The organism is Paenibacillus sp. LjRoot56 (assembly GCF_964253335.1).
Lineage (GTDB): Bacteria > Bacillota > Bacilli > Paenibacillales > NBRC-103111 > Paenibacillus_E > Paenibacillus_E allorhizoplanae.
In genome coordinates, this window is the sequence record NZ_CAXURV020000001.1 from 1696505 (window position 1) to 1715383 (window position 18879).

The 18879-nt window shown below is 41.4% G+C and carries 23 protein-coding genes; 20 read left to right on the top strand and 3 right to left on the bottom strand.

What is annotated here, in order from left to right; all coding sequences use genetic code 11:
• Positions 1–3: 3 nt before the first annotated feature.
• From ACSQ8O_RS07540 to ACSQ8O_RS07585, 10 genes are all read left to right on the top strand, one after another.
• Complete coding sequence (locus ACSQ8O_RS07540) at positions 4–888, top strand: glycosyltransferase family 2 protein (protein WP_436241066.1); 885 nt, start codon at positions 4–6, stop codon at positions 886–888.
• A 19-nt stretch (positions 889–907) separates the two neighbouring features.
• The gene (locus tag ACSQ8O_RS07545) at positions 908–1981 is read left to right on the top strand and encodes an EpsG family protein (protein ID WP_056608952.1); all 1074 of its coding nucleotides are present in this window, start codon (positions 908–910) and stop codon (positions 1979–1981) included.
• A 23-nt stretch (positions 1982–2004) separates the two neighbouring features.
• The gene (gene galE, locus ACSQ8O_RS07550) at positions 2005–3042 is read left to right on the top strand and encodes a UDP-glucose 4-epimerase GalE (protein WP_056608954.1); all 1038 of its coding nucleotides are present in this window, start codon (positions 2005–2007) and stop codon (positions 3040–3042) included.
• A 78-nt stretch (positions 3043–3120) separates the two neighbouring features.
• On the top strand, positions 3121–4092 hold the full coding sequence (locus tag ACSQ8O_RS07555; protein ID WP_436241067.1) for a glucosamine inositolphosphorylceramide transferase family protein: 972 nt from the start codon (positions 3121–3123) through the stop codon (positions 4090–4092).
• A 16-nt stretch (positions 4093–4108) separates the two neighbouring features.
• Entirely contained in the window at positions 4109–4705 is a 597-nt protein-coding gene (locus tag ACSQ8O_RS07560; RefSeq protein WP_436241068.1) for a sugar transferase, read from the top strand.
• A gap of 16 nt (positions 4706–4721) precedes the next feature.
• The gene (locus ACSQ8O_RS07565; protein WP_436241069.1) at positions 4722–5354 is read left to right on the top strand and encodes an acetyltransferase; all 633 of its coding nucleotides are present in this window, start codon (positions 4722–4724) and stop codon (positions 5352–5354) included.
• 21 nt (positions 5355–5375) lie between these two features.
• Complete coding sequence (locus tag ACSQ8O_RS07570; RefSeq protein WP_436241070.1) at positions 5376–6545, top strand: DegT/DnrJ/EryC1/StrS family aminotransferase; 1170 nt, start codon at positions 5376–5378, stop codon at positions 6543–6545.
• A gap of 295 nt (positions 6546–6840) precedes the next feature.
• Positions 6841–8649 carry a glutamine--fructose-6-phosphate transaminase (isomerizing) gene (glmS, locus tag ACSQ8O_RS07575; RefSeq protein WP_436241071.1) on the top strand — a complete coding sequence of 603 codons (1809 nt, stop codon included), beginning with the start codon at positions 6841–6843 and terminating at the stop codon, positions 8647–8649.
• A gap of 8 nt (positions 8650–8657) precedes the next feature.
• Complete coding sequence (locus ACSQ8O_RS07580) at positions 8658–9005, top strand: helix-turn-helix domain-containing protein (RefSeq protein ID WP_056608965.1); 348 nt, start codon at positions 8658–8660, stop codon at positions 9003–9005.
• A gap of 153 nt (positions 9006–9158) precedes the next feature.
• A complete protein-coding gene (locus tag ACSQ8O_RS07585; RefSeq protein ID WP_056608967.1) occupies positions 9159–9500 on the top strand; it encodes a helix-turn-helix domain-containing protein in 342 nt (113 codons plus the stop codon).
• A gap of 19 nt (positions 9501–9519) precedes the next feature.
• Here ACSQ8O_RS07585 and ACSQ8O_RS07590 read toward each other — a convergent pair whose 3' ends face one another.
• The gene (locus ACSQ8O_RS07590) at positions 9520–9693 is read right to left on the bottom strand and encodes an anti-repressor SinI family protein (RefSeq protein WP_436241970.1); all 174 of its coding nucleotides are present in this window, start codon (positions 9691–9693) and stop codon (positions 9520–9522) included.
• A gap of 197 nt (positions 9694–9890) precedes the next feature.
• Here ACSQ8O_RS07590 and ACSQ8O_RS07595 point away from each other — a divergent pair, with 197 nt between their 5' ends.
• The gene (locus ACSQ8O_RS07595) at positions 9891–10757 is read left to right on the top strand and encodes a metallophosphoesterase (protein ID WP_436241072.1); all 867 of its coding nucleotides are present in this window, start codon (positions 9891–9893) and stop codon (positions 10755–10757) included.
• A gap of 50 nt (positions 10758–10807) precedes the next feature.
• Here ACSQ8O_RS07595 and ACSQ8O_RS07600 read toward each other — a convergent pair whose 3' ends face one another.
• Positions 10808–11098 (bottom strand): hypothetical protein, encoded by a 291-nt coding sequence (locus ACSQ8O_RS07600; RefSeq protein WP_436241073.1) that lies wholly within the window; start codon positions 11096–11098, stop codon positions 10808–10810.
• Positions 11099–11337: 239 nt separating this feature from the next.
• Here ACSQ8O_RS07600 and ACSQ8O_RS07605 point away from each other — a divergent pair, with 239 nt between their 5' ends.
• Positions 11338–11844: a tyrosine-type recombinase/integrase gene (locus ACSQ8O_RS07605; RefSeq protein ID WP_236288369.1), complete on the top strand. Its 507-nt coding sequence runs from the start codon at positions 11338–11340 to the stop codon at positions 11842–11844.
• A 31-nt stretch (positions 11845–11875) separates the two neighbouring features.
• Here ACSQ8O_RS07605 and ACSQ8O_RS07610 read toward each other — a convergent pair whose 3' ends face one another.
• Positions 11876–12244 carry a helix-turn-helix domain-containing protein gene (locus tag ACSQ8O_RS07610; RefSeq protein ID WP_082595196.1) on the bottom strand — a complete coding sequence of 123 codons (369 nt, stop codon included), beginning with the start codon at positions 12242–12244 and terminating at the stop codon, positions 11876–11878.
• Positions 12245–12841: 597 nt separating this feature from the next.
• Here ACSQ8O_RS07610 and ACSQ8O_RS07615 point away from each other — a divergent pair.
• From ACSQ8O_RS07615 to ACSQ8O_RS07650, 8 genes are all read left to right on the top strand, one after another.
• Positions 12842–13840 (top strand): LCP family protein, encoded by a 999-nt coding sequence (locus ACSQ8O_RS07615; RefSeq protein ID WP_436241074.1) that lies wholly within the window; start codon positions 12842–12844, stop codon positions 13838–13840.
• A 362-nt stretch (positions 13841–14202) separates the two neighbouring features.
• A complete protein-coding gene (locus ACSQ8O_RS07620) occupies positions 14203–14355 on the top strand; it encodes a hypothetical protein (RefSeq protein WP_436241075.1) in 153 nt (50 codons plus the stop codon).
• Between the two features lie 133 nt (positions 14356–14488).
• Positions 14489–14929 (top strand): hypothetical protein, encoded by a 441-nt coding sequence (locus ACSQ8O_RS07625; RefSeq protein ID WP_436241076.1) that lies wholly within the window; start codon positions 14489–14491, stop codon positions 14927–14929.
• The gene (locus tag ACSQ8O_RS07630; protein ID WP_436241077.1) at positions 14923–15690 is read left to right on the top strand and encodes a tyrosine-protein phosphatase; all 768 of its coding nucleotides are present in this window, start codon (positions 14923–14925) and stop codon (positions 15688–15690) included. Before ACSQ8O_RS07625 ends, ACSQ8O_RS07630 begins: the two co-directional genes overlap by 7 nt.
• Positions 15691–15705: 15 nt before the next feature.
• Positions 15706–16461, top strand: a complete 756-nt coding sequence (locus tag ACSQ8O_RS07635) for a YveK family protein (RefSeq protein ID WP_436241078.1) — start codon at positions 15706–15708, stop codon at positions 16459–16461.
• On the top strand, positions 16442–17131 hold the full coding sequence (locus tag ACSQ8O_RS07640; protein WP_436241079.1) for a CpsD/CapB family tyrosine-protein kinase: 690 nt from the start codon (positions 16442–16444) through the stop codon (positions 17129–17131). The genes ACSQ8O_RS07635 and ACSQ8O_RS07640 overlap by 20 nt, the downstream gene beginning before the upstream one ends.
• A 110-nt stretch (positions 17132–17241) precedes the next feature.
• Complete coding sequence (gene galU / locus ACSQ8O_RS07645; protein WP_436241080.1) at positions 17242–18135, top strand: UTP--glucose-1-phosphate uridylyltransferase GalU; 894 nt, start codon at positions 17242–17244, stop codon at positions 18133–18135.
• A gap of 11 nt (positions 18136–18146) precedes the next feature.
• On the top strand, positions 18147–18839 hold the full coding sequence (locus ACSQ8O_RS07650) for a sugar transferase (RefSeq protein WP_436241081.1): 693 nt from the start codon (positions 18147–18149) through the stop codon (positions 18837–18839).
• Positions 18840–18879 lie beyond the last annotated feature (40 nt).

The window sequence follows — 18879 nt, forward strand, 5'->3', positions numbered from 1 at the left end:
GAGATGACCAAGCTTACTGTTTTTACACCAACATATAATCGTGCGTACTGTCTTCCGATCTGTTATGAGAATTTAAAAAAGCAAACCTCTAAAGATTTCGTATGGCTCATCATTGACGATGGCTCTACAGATGACACAGAGCAGGTAGTAGCCGGCTGGATCGCAGAAAATGTGATTCAGATCCGATACCACCGTCAGGATAATCAAGGTATGCATGGTGCGCACAATACAGCCTATCAATTGATTGATACAGAACTGAATGTATGTATTGATTCGGATGACTATATGCCACCGAATGCGGTAGAACACATTCTCACTTTCTGGAAGGCACATGGCAGCGAGCAGGTTAGCGGTATTATCGGGCTGGATTCCTTTACGGATGGGCGAATTATTGGTACTAAATTGCCAGTAACACTCAAGCGATCGACGCTTTTTGAGTTGTATAGTAAGCACGGCGTGACAGGTGATAAGAAGCTGGTGTATCGAAGCGAGTTAACACGAGCTTATCCGTACCCCATTTTCGAAAATGAGAAATATGTGGGTCTAGCGTACAAGTATTATAAGTTGGATCAACAGTATGAAATGCTTCTTTTGAACGAAGTACTCTGCTGTGTGGAATATTTACCTGATGGCTCTTCCATGAACATGTTGAGGCAGTATTTGAAAAATCCAAAAGGCTTCGCTTTTTATCGTAAAGAGCTTATGAAACTCCCCCTAGCAAGTGTAATGTTTAAATTTAAACAATCCATACACTTTGTATCCAGCAGCATAATGGCAGGTAATCGCAGATTCATGATGGAATCACCCGCTAAACTCCTCACATTGCTGGCTATCCCTTTTGGTATTCTACTTTATTGGTATGTAAGCAGGAAAACAAGGATCTCATAAGATTCGAAAGGAACCTCTCATGGCAATTATTTGGCTTAACTTAGTCGTTGTCTATCTCGCATCTTACTTTTCCAGACACATAGCCAAGCCTGTTCCTACTGGGTATGGTCAGCTATGGATGAAGCCTAATCAATGGCTGACGGCTATTGTGATGGTAACTTTCGCATTGATAGCGGGACTTCGTAATAACATCGGCGATACGGTTTTTTATATTCACTCTTATAGGATTAGTAATTTTACTTGGGCAGAAGTCATGGCTGAGAAGGATATTGGCTTTGGCATTTTACAAATGATCTTGAAATCAATAACGGATAATCCCCAACCGCTCATTTTTATTACGGCATTGGTAACTAACGTACTTATTGTCTATGTCTTGTACAAGTATTCTAAACTTTTTGAATTAAGCGTGTATATCTACATAACATCAGGTCTCTATATCGTTTCGATGAATGGAATTCGGCAATTTTTGGCTTCGGCTATTGTATTCGCAGCCACTAAATATTTATTCGAAGGAAATTGGAAAAAGTATTTCCTAGTCGTAGTGTTTGCCTCTTTTTTCCATGGAAGTGCCCTCATCCTGATTCCCATTTATTACATTGTCAGAAGAAAAGCTTGGACATCCTCAACCATCGTGCTTCTCGCAGGTTCAGTCATTTTGATAGTTGGTTACAGTGTGATTTCGAATGCAATTTTCTCGGCTATTGCAGATACCCATTATAGTGAGTATCAGAATTTTCAAGAAGGCGGCGCCAACATCATTCGGGTAGCCATAAGTGCGGTGCCGCTGGTATTTGCCTTTTTAGGAAGACACAAACTTAGAGAGATATTTCCATATGGTGATTACGTTGTTAACATGTCGCTATTAAATTTCGTTGTTATGGCTATCGCGACACAAAATTGGATCTTTGCGCGTTTTACGATCTATTTTGGCTTATACAATGTGATCTTAATGTCATGGGTAATTAGTTTATTTGCTAAGAAACAGCAGAAATTAGTCTATTACTTGGTCATCGGTTTTTACTTCGTCTACTTCTATTATGAAAATGTTGTTACCTTGGACATTATTTACAAAAGCGATTTTCTAAAATTCTAACTATTTAGTAGGAGGGTATCTGAATGTCGATTCTTGTAACAGGTGGAGCTGGTTATATTGGGAGTCACACGTGTGTGGAGTTATTGAATGCGGGGTACGAAATCGTTGTTGTTGATAATCTTAGCAATAGCAGTTCGGAATCATTAAGTCGAGTAAAAGAGCTAACGGGAAAAGACTTTGAGTTCTATCCCATTAATCTGTTGCATCGACAGGACTTGGAGAGCGTGTTTAAGCGGCATTCCATAGAAGCTGTGATTCATTTAGCTGGACTGAAGGCAGTCGGCGAGTCGGTTTCCTTGCCATTACGCTACTACCATAATAATATCTCTGGTTCCATTGTACTTTACGAGCTTATGCAGGAGCATGGAGTGAAGAACATCGTATTTAGTTCTTCGGCTACTGTGTATGGGACGTCTGGAAGTGTTCCCATTACAGAAGACTCTCCACTAGGCGCAACTAATGCCTATGGGCGAACAAAGCTGATGATCGAAGAGATGATGAGAGATCTTCATGTATCAGATCCAACTTGGAGTATCGCACTTCTGCGATATTTTAATCCAATTGGGGCACATAGCAGCGGGCGATTAGGTGAAGATCCCAATGGGATCCCTAATAATCTGATGCCTTATATCACGCAAGTAGCCGTAGGTGCGCTGAAGGAACTACAGGTATATGGCAATGATTACGCAACATCAGACGGTACAGGTGTAAGAGATTATCTCCATGTGGTAGATCTAGCTCGCGGACATTTGAAAGCGCTAGAGAAGGTCATCGCAACCACAGGGGTTGAGGCGTACAATCTGGGAACGGGGCAAGGATATAGTGTATTGGAAATGGTCAAAGCTTTCGAACGCGTAACTGGAAGGAACGTTCCTTATAAGATAACTTCACGCAGGACTGGCGATATCGGTGTATGTTATTCAGACCCAACCAAAGCGGAACGAGAGTTAGGATGGATTGCATACAAGGGTATTGATGAGATGTGTCTGGATTCGTGGCGTTGGCAAACCTACAATCCACAGGGCTATCTAGAGGCGAATGAAGTGGCAGCAAATCTATGAATAAGCAGATTACGAACCAAACTACCCATCAATTCTGTCATATCCGCTACATGAGGATGATCTTAAGGAGGAACAGTTTTGTCAATCGCTAGTGCATGGAATCTAAAGAGATTTCAAAGTTGGATGGCTCTGTTGCGCCAAGGAATGGTTGTGTCTACATGGTCAATAAAGGTATTTCGATCAGACCATTTTATTTCAACAGAGCCACAGTATCAACAATTAACCATTCCTAGTTTGCAAGCTTCCGATGTAACGGATGTGCCCGCGGAATTTGTTGCTGATCCATTCATAATCCAGCATGAATCTGACTATTTTCTTTTCTTTGAAATTTTGAATAAGGCATCTGGTCAAGGGGAAATTGGCGTTGCTACGAGTACAGATGGAATGACATGGAAATATGGTCGTGTCGTGCTGCGTGAGAAATTCCATTTATCGTATCCACAAGTATTTAAACATAATAACGAATTCTTCATGCTGCCTGAAACTGCCGAATCGGATCGGGTAATTTTATATAAAGCCAAGAATTTCCCATTTGAATGGGAGGTACATTGCGATCTGTTGAAGGGCAATTACTTGGATCCATCCCTTGTGCAATATAATGGCAAGTGGTGGATGTTTACAGGGACGGATGAGGACAATCTTCATGTGTTCTATTCGGATCAGTTAGAAGGACCCTGGACGGAGCATCCTCAAAGTCCAATCATTTCAAATAACGATAAGATCAGTAGACCGGGAGGAAGACTCATTATTTCGGATGGATGTGTGCATAGATATACGCAAGCAGATTATCCACATTATGGTGAGTCAGTCCGAGTATTTAAAGTGAATAAGCTAACTGAGCAGGAATATGTGGAAGAAGAGGTTTCCCTTATTTTGAGTGGATCCAAGGAAGAGAAAGATTGGCGCAAGGATGGCATGCATCATATCGACCAACTTTTACTAAAGGATAATAAATGGCTAATTGCCGTGGATGGTCATACGTTTAAAAATATGAATTATATCCTTTGGAAGCTGGACCGAATGAAATCAAAGCTTTTTAGTCAAGTTTAATAGGAGTAGATCCATTATGAAAAGAGTGTTTGATGTCTGTGTTGCTATCTCATTATTACTGCTATTTCTACCGATTATCGGTATCGTTGCCCTTCTAATTAAGCTGAAGCTTGGATCGCCGGTCATCTTTAAGCAGCAAAGACCAGGCTTACATGAAAAGCCAATCAACATATTAAAGCTGCGATCCATGACGGATGCTAGAGATAGTGAGGGTAATCTATTGCCGGATTCAATGAGATTGACTCCCTTTGGCAGTTTTCTTAGAAAATTCAGCCTGGATGAATTGTTACAATTGGTCAATGTGATCAAAGGTGATTTGAGCCTAGTCGGGCCAAGGCCGCTATTGATGGATTATTTATCCCTGTATTCCGAAGAACAAGCGAAGCGTCATCTTGTCCGACCTGGGATTACAGGGTGGGCGCAGGTGCACGGTAGAAATGCAATTTCGTGGGAAGAGAAATTTAAACTCGATATTTGGTACGTAGAGAATAGAAGCTTTATGTTGGATCTCAAAATATTGGTGTTAACGGTTGGCAAAGTCGTGAAATCAGAAGGCGTCAGTCATGGGAATCATGTAACGATGGAGAAATTCTCAGGATCAAATTTGTCATGAAGCGATGTGGACTTGTGTGAATATTGTTGTGATTGGTGAAGGTGGTCATAGCAAGGTTATCAGGGAGATTATTCGATCAAAGAAAGAAAATCAAATTGTAGCAATTCTAGATGATAAGTATACGGAACTCATGTCCAAAGATGGCTTGTATCAGGGGCCAATTTCCTCAGCTCATCAATTGATTGATCTCGGTTATGAGTTGAAATGGGTGGTTGCCATTGGCAATAACGAACGAAGGAAGTCTATTTTTATGCAAATAGGCCTACCTCATGAGAACTACGTAACCCTTGTCCACGAGTCAGCCGTCATTAGTCCAAGTGCTTCTCTAGGTCATGGTTCCGTCATTATGGCTAATGTGGTTATTAATGCAGACGCTCATGTTGGTCACCATACCATTATGAATACGGGATCCATCGTTGAGCATGACTGTCAGATTGCTGACTATGTTCATCTTGCACCTAAGGCAACATTGACAGGAGCTGTTGTGATCCAAGAAGGAAGCATGATAGGAGCAGGAGCAACAATTATCCCTGGGAAACAGGTTGGCGAATGGGCTACAGTTGGAGCGGGAGCTACGGTTATCCATGATATTCCCTCCTTTCGAACAGCGATTGGGACCCCAGCAGTACTTATTCCTAAAAAAAAGTGAATGAAAGGTGTGGTTGAATTTATGTTTACCAACAAAAAAAGAATCTATCTTTCTCCCCCGCATATGAGTGGTAATGAAATGGCGTTTATCCAGGAGGCTTTTGATACAAATTGGATCGCTCCGCTAGGCCCGCATGTCGATGCCTTCGAGAAAGAGATAGCAAGCCATGTTGGTCTTGTTGATGCGGCAGCAGTTAGTTCGGGTACAGCGGCCATACACTTAGCATTGCGACTATTGGATGTTGCTGAAGGGGATACCGTCTTTTGTTCAAGCCTAACGTTTGTTGCTAGTGCTAATCCGATAGTTTATTTGGGCGCAACACCAGTATTTATTGATTCAGAGCCAGAAACGTGGAACATGTCTCCGTTGGCCTTAGAACGTGCGTTATTTGAGGCAGCTCGTAATGGGAAATTGCCCAAAGCGATTATCGTTGTTAATCTATATGGTCAAAGTGCCAAAATGGACGAAATCGTGGAGCTGTGTAAATTATTTCATGTACCCATTATTGAAGACGCGGCAGAATCCTTAGGATCGACCTATAAAGGAAGAGCAAGCGGTTCATTTGGAAAGTTTGGCGTCTATTCCTTTAATGGGAATAAGATTATTTCCACATCAGGCGGCGGCATGTTGGTGTCGAACGATGTGGATGGGCTGAATAAAGCACGCTTTCTAGCTACACAAGCACGAGATTATGCCCTGCATTATCAGCATAGTCAGATGGGTTACAACTATCGGATGAGCAATATATTGGCAGGAGTTGGCCGTGCTCAGCTTGCGGTTTTGGAAGAAAGAGTGATCGCTAGACGAGTTGTATTTGAACGCTATTATCACGCATTAGCCCATTTGCCAGGCATTCAATTTATGCCGGAGTTACCGAATACAAGGTCGAATCGTTGGTTGACAGCATTGACAGTCGATGCGAAAGAAGCCGGCGTATCCGTGGAGACATTAATAGAACTCCTGGCGGTAGAGAATATCGAGGCTCGTCTCGTTTGGAAGCCGCTGCATATGCAGCCTCTATTTGAAGGGATTGCTTATTATCCACATAGTGACAGCGACAATGTGTCAGAGCGATTATTCCAATCAGGTTTATGTCTGCCTTCGGGTTCAAGTATGACGGAAGAAGAGCAAGATCGGGTCATTACCTGTATTCAGAAATCCATCCTTAAAGCCAAAAGTATTAGTGCTTAAACTAATTGGCTTATGAATTTTCGTCTATTTTCGTACGATGATGAATCATTTTCTGAAATAGTGTTATTTTCATTTGTGCGTCCAGGCAATCCCGATAGAGGATAAAGTTGTAGTCATGCATGAATTTATGGTACCTACGTATCACCTTTCTCCATACGTTTATCCAAAATGAAGTCATGGCATGAATTCCTCCCTTCTGTACAAACGTATGAATAAATAGACAAATCTATTCAGTTATTCCTAAATATTGACTTATTGTTCTTTATTGAGAATTAAGATTGGGGAGGTAATGCGAATGTGCGGAATTGTAGGATATATTGGCAGTCAGGATGCGAAGGAAATATTGGTTAAGGGATTAGAAAAGCTAGAATATCGAGGATATGATTCTTCGGGTATTGCTATTCTAAACGAGAGCGGCCTACATCTGTATAAAGAAAAAGGTCGAATTGCAGCGCTTCGCGAAGTTATTGATTTGGAGCAAGGCGCGCGGATGGGAATTGGTCACACAAGATGGGCAACGCATGGCAAACCAAGTAAGCGCAATGCACATCCTCATCAAAGTCACAATGGTAGATTCACGGTCGTACATAATGGTGTGATTGAGAATTATCAAGAGCTGAAGGAGAATTCCCTTGCTCATATTCCATTCTCCAGTGATACGGACACAGAAGTCATTGTACAAAAGATGGAGCAACTTGTGGAAAGTGGATTATCTGTCGAGGAGGCTTTTCGGCAATTGCTTCTAGCAATTAAAGGTTCATATGCTGTTGCTGTATTGGATAGTCAGGACACAGAAACCATTTATGTTGGCAAAAATAAAAGTCCTTTACTCATCGGTCTTGGATCCGATTTCCATGTTATTGCGAGCGATGCAATGGCGATGCTGCAGCTTACGAATCAATTCGTCGAATTGATGGATGAAGAGATGGTTATTCTTCGCCAGCATTCCAATACAATTAAAAACTTAGATGGTGAAACGATTCAAAGAAGACCTTTTCAAGTAAAACTGGATGCCAGCGATATAGAGAAAGGTTTATACCCGCACTATATGCTCAAGGAGATTGACGAGCAGCCAGTGGTTATTCGCAAGGTAATATCCAAATATCAGGATGGCCAAGGGGGGATCCTGATTGACCCTCAGTTGCGCGAACGTATGACAATGGCGGATCGCATCTATATCATTGCTTGTGGAACCAGTTATCACGCTGGTTTAGTTGGTAAGCAACTGATCGAGAAGATCGCTAACATCCCAGTTGAAGCACATATCGCCAGCGAGTTTCTGTATAACAGGCCTATCTTGTCCGCGAATCCGCTGTTTATCTTTATTTCGCAGAGCGGCGAAACGGCAGATAGTCGAGGTGTATTGGTTGCGATTAAACAGATGGGGTATCCTACCGTCACGATTACTAACGTACCAGGATCGACACTATCTCGTGAAGCGGATTATACGTTACTCACGCATGCAGGACCAGAGATTGCTGTAGCTTCAACGAAAGCCTACACAGCGCAAATTGCTGTATTAGCGTTGCTTGCCTTCGATAGTGTAAGAGAGAAAGGCATGGAGCAGTTGTATGGTATTAACCCTTTTCATGAGCTGAGTATCGCCGCGAACGCTATGGAAATTTTGATTAATAAGAAAGAGATGATGGAAGAAGTCGTTTGGAAATATCTCACTTCCTCCCGAAATTGCTTCTTCATTGGCAGAGGGGTAGATTATTATGTTGCATTAGAAGGCGCCTTAAAGTTGAAGGAGATATCGTACATCCAAGCTGAAGGGTTCGCAGGTGGGGAACTCAAGCACGGCACAATTGCCTTAGTTGAGGAGGGGACACCTGCCATTGCTCTCATTACACAGTCACTTATTCGTGCGAATGTTCGAAGCAATGTGCAAGAAATGATGGCACGTGGTGCCCATGTTTGTATGATTAGCATGGAAGGATCAGAGGAGAGAGGCGATCAGATTGTGCTGCCTGCCGTCCATGAGCTGCTAACCCCTTTGGTGTCAGTGATTCCATTACAATTAATTTCTTATTATGCAGCTAAATATCGGGGCTGTGATATTGATAAGCCCAGAAATCTTGCCAAAAGTGTCACTGTGGAGTGATGATAACGATGATTGGTCACAATATATCGAGTATTCGTAAGCAAAGGGGGTATACATTGTCCGAGCTCTCGGAACGGACAGGTATTTCCAAGTCGTATTTAAGCAACATTGAGAGGAATTTGAAACAGAATCCTTCCATTCATGTAATCGAGAAAATTGCTTTGGTTCTCAAGGTTGATTTGAAAATACTTTTGAAAATTGCTGTAGAAGTGGAAACCAATCAGCAACTTGATCAAGAATGGATGGATTTTATTGCAGACTTGAAAAAATCAGGCATTAAAAAGGAACGGATCCATGAGTTGAAAATATTGATAGAGTTTATGAAATGGCATAATGACAAAATAACGAGTGTCTGATGAGATCATTTGAACTTATTCATGATAGGGAAGTAAACACTAGCCCCTCAGGGGGCTAGTGTTGTTCTTTATTGGGAACAATATTTGTTCTTTAATAGGAATTCTGTTATACTTATAGGAGTAACTATTACATTTTAAAAGGGAAGATCTAATATGATTGGTAAACGCGTACAACAATTGAGGAAAGAAAAGGGCCTGTCCCTCACAGAATTAGCTGAGCGGGCAGGTGTGGCCAAATCGTATATTAGCAGCCTAGAGCGAGATATCCAAAAGAATCCTTCTATCCAGTTTCTAGAGAAGATTGCAGCTGTACTAAAAGTGCCTGTCGACAGACTTATTGATGATCAAGAAGAGATAGCTGTAGGTGAGCGAGAGTTAGATGAGGAATGGTATGAAATTATTAAAGAAGCAATGACTTCTGGTGTAGATAAGCAGCAATTTCGGGAGTTTTTGGATTTCAATAAATGGAGAATGAAACGGCCTAACGATGAATAGCTAGCATTGCTATGTAAACTTATGGGGACATGCAAGGATCATTTTCATTTGTGATTTGTGTTAGTTTCTTGGGTTGGAAGGGGCTTCTTAAGAATGCGCGGATATCTTCCATCGTAAGTCCCATCTTACGAGCACTCATAATAAGATTGATCCACTCTACGTCATACTCTTCTATTTCCATTTGCTTTAGCATATTCACAACCGACCCCTCCAAAACTTTCTGTGTAAGATACGCTTTGTATCGTTATATGTATTATCGCATGTTTTTTCTCCGAAATCAATCCCGTTCACATTAAAATTATACAAACTGTATCATGAATCGAGAAGGGGATTATGTATTATTTTGTATGTGATACAAGTCTTTAGACCTAGTTAGGAGGCGGACGCAGCATGGACGATACCCCCTTAAGTCGCAGGTCATTCCTCAAGCATAGTCTATTGGCGGTTGGTTCTCTAGGGATATTATCGGGGATGAGCGGTGCATATGGTATTTTCGGTGAGCCGAATTGGATCCAGACAACGACGGTCAAACTAGCATACAAGCGTTATCCAGCTTCGTTCGCGGGTATGCGAATCGTACAATTCAGCGATACCCATATTAGCAAGTATTATGGCTTATCTCATTTAACTAGATTGGCCCAGCTGCTGCAGCGACAAGAACCTGACATCCTTGTTTTTACTGGCGATTTATTTGATTCCAGACAAGGCGAAATATCGAATGACGTGATTCCCATTCTATCTCAGCTGCATGCGACGCATGGGAAATTTGCGGTACTAGGCAATCATGATCTGCGTATGGATGCGGCACGAATAACGGAGGTATTGGAGCAATCTGGTTTTAAAGTACTCGTCAATGGAAGCCAGAGAATCAGCCGAGGAGATGAAAGTATTCATATCGTCGGTGTGGATGAGATGTTCCATGGTAAACCTAATCTACCATTCGCCCTAAAAGGGATAGACCAAGATGAATTCGTCCTCTTGCTCGCACATGAGCCTGATTTTGCCGACTTGGCTTCGAGCTATGCCGTCGATTTACAACTTTCCGGCCACAGTCATGGTGGGCAGATTCGTATCCCTTTCTATGGAAGTGTATTCACACCAGACCTAGGCCAGAAGTACTCGATAGGTTTGTATAACTTTGAAGGAACGGAGTTCCATGTGTACACCAATCGCGGTATTGGTACAACCTTATTACCGATTCGATTCAATTGCCGACCTGAAATTACTGTATTCGTCCTGGAGACGAAGCTCATATAAATGTAAAACCTCCGCTGCTATGAGAATGAAGCAACGGAGGTTTTATTTGCCTAATAACAGAACCACTTCTTCCAAATATCCAGCGAACTAATAGCTTCATCCGATTCCCAGTCGACATCATTAAAATCTTGATGATTCCAGCTTGTCATAAAATCATTTAATTCGGCATTCATTTCTGTGGGATTGTTGAAAAAATTTGTGAAAAAGTGATAAAAACTATGAGGGCTGCTTTGCAAATGATTGTCAGAGTTACTTGTACCTGATGATGCTGACGAATAGGCAGGAAACATAATTGCGCTAGAGAGTAAAAGAATAAAGGGTAGTTTTAGAAATTTAAACATTCTCATGGCCTCCCATCTTGATTAGTAACTGAAAATTGTTCTTTATTAAGAATTATACAGCAAATAATAGGTTTTGAGAACGGTGAAAGCATAGATCATTTCTTAAATTTATGATACAATATGTAACATGATAGATGAAAAGGGAGTGGTATGCCAATAAAATGATAGCTCCACATATCAATAGATACATATTGTAACATATCCTATGAAACTAATTAAGGTCATGTGAGGTGCTACTCATGCAAGTTGTTCAACCAATTAGAGAACAAGAGAAAATTGAGCAAATTCAGGAAGTGTTGAAAGAACAATCGGTTCGTGACTGGCTGCTTTTCACAATTGGAATTAATTCAGGACTCCATCTTAGTGATATTCTCTATTTAAAAGTAAAAGATGTAACGGATCGAAATATTGTGAGTGTAAGAGAGGAGAAAACGGGGAAAGTAAAGACATTCCACCTTTCTTCGCAGCTGAAGGCTTATATTAAGGAATATGTCCAATATATGGATGAAGACAATTACTTATTTCCTTCCCAGCGTACGGGTCACCCTATTAAGCGAATTCGTGTTTATCGGATTCTTAATCAGGCTGCAAAGCAGGTAGGCTTAACAGATATAGGTACGCATACCCTTCGTAAGACCTATGGCTATCACTACTACCTCAAAACGAGAAATGTCTCTGTACTTAGAGATTTGTTTAATCAGTCAGCACCATCCGTGACTTTAAAGTATATTGGTGTCAACAACTAATGGAAGGCTGAGCGTTGAGAGCAGCTAGTAATTACTCTAATGAACGCTCAGCCCTAACAAAAGCAATAAATCTTCTTGCTTCCTCGGCAGATAATCGTTTTCCATCCACTGTTAATGAAAACTTCTGTAGTATTCCCTCGTCTGTTAAATCGAGATTTTCGACAAAGTCCCGCACATCTTCGTCCAAGACCGTTTGTTGATGGTTCGTACGGCCTAGCAAATAATCAATAGAAACATTGAAAAAATTTGCAATCTTATTAATAGTTTCATAATCAGGTTCCCGGCGATTGGTCTCATAGTGAGACAGGGATGCTCTGGAAATACCTATTTTGACGGATAAGTCCTCTTGGGTTAGTCCTCTTTTTTCACGTAAGAGTGCAATTCGATCTCCGTATTTCAGCTTGATCAGTCCTCACTGTTCATAATCATTCAATTATTATATCCACTATCATTAACGAAATATACCAGAAGATAATTATAACAAAGCAGAGATTCATTTGACTAGATACAAAATGTATTTGAAATAATTAATAACCTCTTGATAAGTTACGAAATGTATCATATAATGAATATTATATACATATTGTAACAGGTTACGACATTTAGTCATACTTTAAGGGGTGGGAATAGATGATTAATTATGAAAAAGTATTCTGTGTCGAATGCAATGCAATGATGGATAAGTGCTATGCCAAAAAGATTTTTAAGACAGGCTACTACCATACAACAATTCCATTGGCCCATTGTATGAAATGCGAGACTATGCAACCTATTTACTTTCCCAGCTATGTTGAAGGAATGGCTGTTGCGAGTTGGATTTGATCGGATAAGGCGGGAGCAACATGAGAGACATGAAATGGACTTGTGATCACCAATAAGCCACGTTCTCTTAGTTGGATAAGAGACGTGGCTTATTATTTGTTTTCTTTCTTGTATTTCTACAATCTCGATGATACAATACGTATCTAATAAATAGGGAAGTTAAAGGAGTGACTACATGCGTCGTTGGGTAGTGTACACTGCAGGCTGTCTCTTTGTTGGAATCATCGGGGGGGGATTAGGTGTTTATTGGAAATATGAGCCCGTTCATCACTTTGAGCAAGTAGATGTGCCCGTTTTAAGCCGGCCATCGGTTCCTATTAAGGAAGGAGTGACGGTCATTCAGCCTAAAGTTGCTGTAGAGCCAACACCTCAAGTCACGCAGCAAGTACCTGCCAAACCGATAAAATCATTCAATGTGCTTCTTCTTGGGACAGATGCCAGAGGTGATGAGAACTCTAGATCGGATGTTGTAATCGTTATGCACATTATTCCCAGCACGCGTAAAATCAATATGATTTCCATTCCCAGAGACAGTCGTGTCTACATAGAAGGTGTGGGATACACCAAAATAAACCATGCTCATATCCTCGGTGAGATGCGGGGAGGTAACGAGGAGGGTACGAAAGAAGCGCTTCAAACCGTATCTAATTTTCTAGATGTACCGATCAATTATTACATGAAGACGAATTTTAAGGGTTTTGAGGATTTCATCGATACCATTGGCGGCGTAAATGTAGAGGTTAAAAATGATATTTATTTACTTCATTCTGGGGTGACACTACCTCAAGGGAAACAGCATATTGATGGCAAATTGGCGCTGAGCTTAGCAAGAGAACGATATGCTTTTGCGAATGGAGATTTCGACAGGCAGAGCGAGCAAACACAGTTATTAAAAACGGTTGCGACAGAAATATTAAGACCAGAGCATATTGGAGAAATCGCAGGTTTGTTATCAAAGGTCAAGAAAGATATGGTGGATACCAATTTCCAGGATAACGATATCATCAGCTTAGCCTGGCTGTTTAAAGGAATGACAGCAGATGATTTTACAACCAAGCAAGTTCCTGGCCAAAGTGGCTATGAGATGGATCCATTAGTCCATTCACGGTTATATTATTGGATTCCGGATATGGCGAAGGTGAAGGAAATCAGCGCTACGTTATTTAAGGATTAAAGTTATGCAGTCAAAAAAGAACCAACTTTCGCACTTTAGATACGTTTCGTATCTGAATGATTGGAATTATTTTTTTTCAAAATGACATATTACGAGAGCCGCTGATTCTATCAGACTTGGGTGCGCTTACAAGATTTCTTGCTGGAAACTATCCAGGATTCTAATCATATCCAAGGGTTTACGGGCATAACTTTGAAAACAGATGATGTAATTTTCACACGTGCTATACAAGTCTTTGAGGATCTATTGAACTTTCTTATTTTGTGAAATTCTCTTGACAAGATACGAGATGTATCATAAATTGGAAGCAGAATTAAAGGGAATGTCATAAAACATAACATGATCAGGAGTGGTGCTCTTTTATGGAAAAAGATAAACCAGTTACACTTGAGATTAAAGATGTTTTAAGACATTTGGGACTGGATTTGCAACAGTTTCTGTTGTGGAAAGAAGGCCAGTCGAAGAAACCCCTCCAAGTTAATCCCAACAATGCTCCCCTCACTCCCGAGCGATAACACACATCGTATCGTGTCCAAACAATCCCCTATAAACTCATTAACGTACGCCACACTAGTCGCACATGGAAGTCAGCACCTGTTGTAGTCAGGCTCAAGATGATACATATCGTAACATTAAGGAGGGGAATAGATGACTACATCGTTTGCTGAAGGATCCGAAATGGTTTTGAGATACCCTTGTTATGGTTTGATGAATATTAAACAGATTGACGGGCGAATGCTGGAATCCAAGTATACGCCGTTCAAAGTGATCGACATTAGTCCTTCGCAAATGGGCTTCACTTCTTATTTAAGTCTACCCATAAATGAAAATGTGATTTGGTGTTTCCAATTTAAGTTTCATAACGAAGACATCTCGTTATGCGGCGTGCTTCGTGAAAGAAGCCAGTTTGAGAATGGCTATGTCTATGCCGTGGAATGGTTGGAGGAAGAAACCCCGACAGGGGCCATCGTGCTGCAAACTCTCCGTTATTGGGAGCATCAATTTAAGAATGAATTTGAGAAAGCCGTGCGTGGCTATCTCAATGCCATGGAGCTGACCAATAAGACAACAATGGATGTTTCATGCTGATTGATACACATTGTCATATCTTACCTGGTATGGATGATGGCGCTAGAACATGGGATGAAGCAATCGCAATGGCTCAATTTGCTTTAAGTGAAGGTATTCATACAATCGTGGCCACGCCTCACCATGGTGATGGAAGACACGACAATATTGCAGAGAAGGTTGATCTTGCTGTTCAAGAGCTGAATGATGAGCTTGAGACGCGTCGTATTCCCGTTCGTATCCTTCCAGGCCAAGAAGTTAGAGTCTCTAAGGGACTTCTTCTTGACTTGGATGCAGGATGCATTCGAACGCTGAATCATAGCCAGTATATCTTGCTTGAGCTGCCTCCAACAGGTATTCCTAGTTATTTTGACGAGGTCTTGTATGAATTGCACGTACTTGGTTTAACAGTAATCCTCGCACATCCGGAAAGGCAGCTTGATTTTATAGTAAATCCCCGCTTGCTTCACAGCTACGTGGAACAGGGATGCCTGTGCCAGGTTACTTCGCAGTCCTTAATGGGACGATTTGGTCGCAAAATACAAAAGTTCGCCATGTATGTTTGCAAATCGCAATTAGCTCATTTGATCGCCTCGGATGCGCATAATTTGGCCAGTAGGAGGAGTCATTTAGCAGAAGCTTTTTCGTATTTGGAAAAGGTTCAGGGTCGTAAAGCTCTGGAGAGGTATTCCATTAACGCCGCATGTGTCATACGAAATGAAACGATCGTGACGGAGACCTTTCCATATAAACGGAGGTTGTGGTCTCTACCATTACATTAACTATTGGAGGTCACAATGGAAATTGAACTCAGACAATATTTGACCATTGTTCAAAAAAAGATAGGGTTGATTGCAAGCATTGTGCTCCTGGCAAGTGTAGTTACTGGGCTAGTGAGTTACTATTTGATTGCTCCGTTGTATGAAGCGAGTTCTAAAATCATCGTTAATAAATCGACGGACATTCAAGGTAGGGATAATCTCGATTACGATTCCATACGGACGAATGCGTTGTTGATTAAGACCTATAAGGAAATTATTTTAACCCCTGCCATCCTCGATAATGTGGTTGCGAAGTATCCTGAGCTTGGTTTGACAAGCGCTGACCTCATGGACATGATTCTTGTGAGTTCAACGGTGGATACGCAAGTGATGACCATATCGATTAGAAGTTTATCAGCAGAGAATGCAGCTAAGACTGTGAATGCCGTCTCTGAAGTATTCAAGAATACAATACCTTCGATTATGAAGGTAGATAATGTTGTTATTTTGAATGAAGCAAAGCCTGAGGATAATCAAGGTCCTGTTTCACCCCATCTGATCATGAATGTAGCGATCGCATTCGTCTTGTCCCTCATGTTTGCTGTTGGCCTCGTGTTCCTCTTAGATTATTTGGATGATTCCATCCAGTCGGAAGTCGACATTGAACAATATCTTGGCTTACCTACACTTGCAACCATTTCTAGAGTAAAGCCAGAAGACATGCTAAGCAAAGCTCCTTCTAAATCACATAGAAAGGTAGGCGATACGGTCTATGCGAACGCTAATCAATAAGCATCAGCTCATTACGGAATTGCATCCTAAATCTCATGTGTCCGAATCTTATCGAACCTTAAGAACAAACATCCAGTTTTCATCGATTGATCGCATCATGAAGACGATTCTAGTTACATCGGCGCAGCCTGGAGAAGGGAAATCAACAACAGCTGCGAACTTATCCGTCGCCTACGCCCAAGAGGGGAAGAAGGTACTTATTGTTGATGCTGATTTACGTAAGCCGACCATTCATCATTATTTTGGTGTGTCGAATCGGTATGGTTTGACTAGCGCCATTGTGAATCGAACTCAATTTGATGAGTTTATCAGTGAGACGTCGATCGAGAATTTATCTCTGATTACCTCAGGTCCGATTCCGCCAAACCCATCTGAATTGCTAATGTCGCAGAAAATGACCGCTTTCCTGGAGGAAATGGCAACCAGATTTGATGTCATTATTATTGATTCACCACCAACATTGGCTGTGGCCGACGCACAAATTTTAGCAACCAAATGTGATGGTGTTGTTATGGTCATTAGTGATGGGAAAGTCAAACGAGATATGGCTAGAAAGGCTATTCATAACTTAGAAAGAGTTCAGGCGAAGATCCTAGGTGTCGTCCTCAACAACAAACGCCATAGGAAAAGTGACGCTGCTTATTATTACTATTATGGAGATAAGGAATAACTAGTTAAAAGATCGAGTCGTGTTGTTTTCGTCAAGAAGACAGCATGCCTGGTTTTTTTAAAACCAACAAAAGAAGCTAAATAGAGAAGAGATATTAGGAGGAGTATGGGATGGAGAGAACCGTAAGGAAAGCAATTATTCCTGCAGCTGGTTTAGGGACCCGATTTTTACCCGCAACGAAAGCGATGCCGAAAGAAATGCTGCCCATTGTCGATAAGCCGACCATTCAATACATCGTTGAAGAAGCTGTTGAATCAGGAATTGAAGACATCATCATTGTGACGGGGAAAGGAAAGCGTGCCATCGAGGACCATTTCGACAATGCCTTTGAATTAGAATACAGCTTAGCGGAGAAAGGCAAGTTGGAGCTTCTTGAGGAAATTCTGAGGCCGGCCAAAGTAGACATTCATTATATTCGTCAAAAGGAAGCTAAGGGGCTTGGGCATGCCGTTTGGTGTGCGCGTCGCTTTATTGGTAACGAGCCCTTCGCTGTGTTGCTAGGTGATGATATTGTAACGGCGGACGTACCTTGTTTAAAACAATTAATGAATCAATATGAAAGGACGCAATGCTCCGTAATTGGCGTACAGCCTGTTTCTGAGGAAGAAACCAAACGATATGGCATTATAGATCCTGTGAATAGGAATGGGAAATTATATCAAGTTCGCAATCTTGTGGAGAAACCACAACCGGGGACAGCGCCTTCCAAGCTTGCTATTATGGGACGTTACATTCTAACACCAGAAATATTTGAATTTCTTGATCTTCAGGAGCGTGGTGCCGGAGGAGAGATTCAATTGACGGATGCGATTTCCAAACTGAATGACATACAGAATGTATATGCGTACCATTTTAATGGGATTAGGTATGATGTGGGCGAAAAGCTGGGGTTCATCCTTACTTCGTTAGATTTCGCTCTTCGGAACAATGAGCTTAGGGTGCCACTCTTACAGGCACTCAATGAAGTGCTGAAACGTGAAAAGTCACCTCGTGCGATTGGTTAGGAGGGAAGCGAATGTCTAAATTATCCAACGATTCATCAGTGATAGAGGCAAACCAGTACTATCCTAGAACAAGATGGAAAAGCGCAGATAGCTCCATGGTTTACTATTTAATTGCTAAACGAGTATTGGATATTCTAGGTGCATGTTTTGGACTTCTTTGTTGCTTACCCTTGTTCATTGTGCTAGCTATACGTATGAAGTTGGAAGATCCTAAGGGACATATTTTCTTTTATCAGCAGCGAGTAGGTAAAGACGAGAAAGTATTCAACATGTACAAGTTTAGATCGATGGTATCGAATGCAGAAGAGCTTCTTGCGGATTTACTCGACCAAAATGAAGTGGAAGGTCATATGTTTAAAATGAAAGAAGACCCCCGTATTACCAAAGTCGGCAAATTCATGCGAAAAACAAGTATGGATGAACTTCCGCAATTATGGAATGTGTTGAAAGGGGATATGAGCTTAGTAGGGCCTAGACCGCCACTCATTCGTGAGGTTGAGCAGTACAGCTCCTATCATAAGCAACGTTTGCAAGTTACTCCAGGGTGTACGGGGTTATGGCAGGTTAGTGGGAGAAACGATGTTGGATTTGAGGAAATGGTGGAATTGGATTTGACATATATTCGTGAGCGGAAAATCTCATTTGAATTAAAAATCATTCTGAAAACATTTAGCGCCTTGCTCGGTTCTAAAAATGCTTATTAATTGAAGTCTGAATTCGTCCATTTGATTGAGGATAACTGGG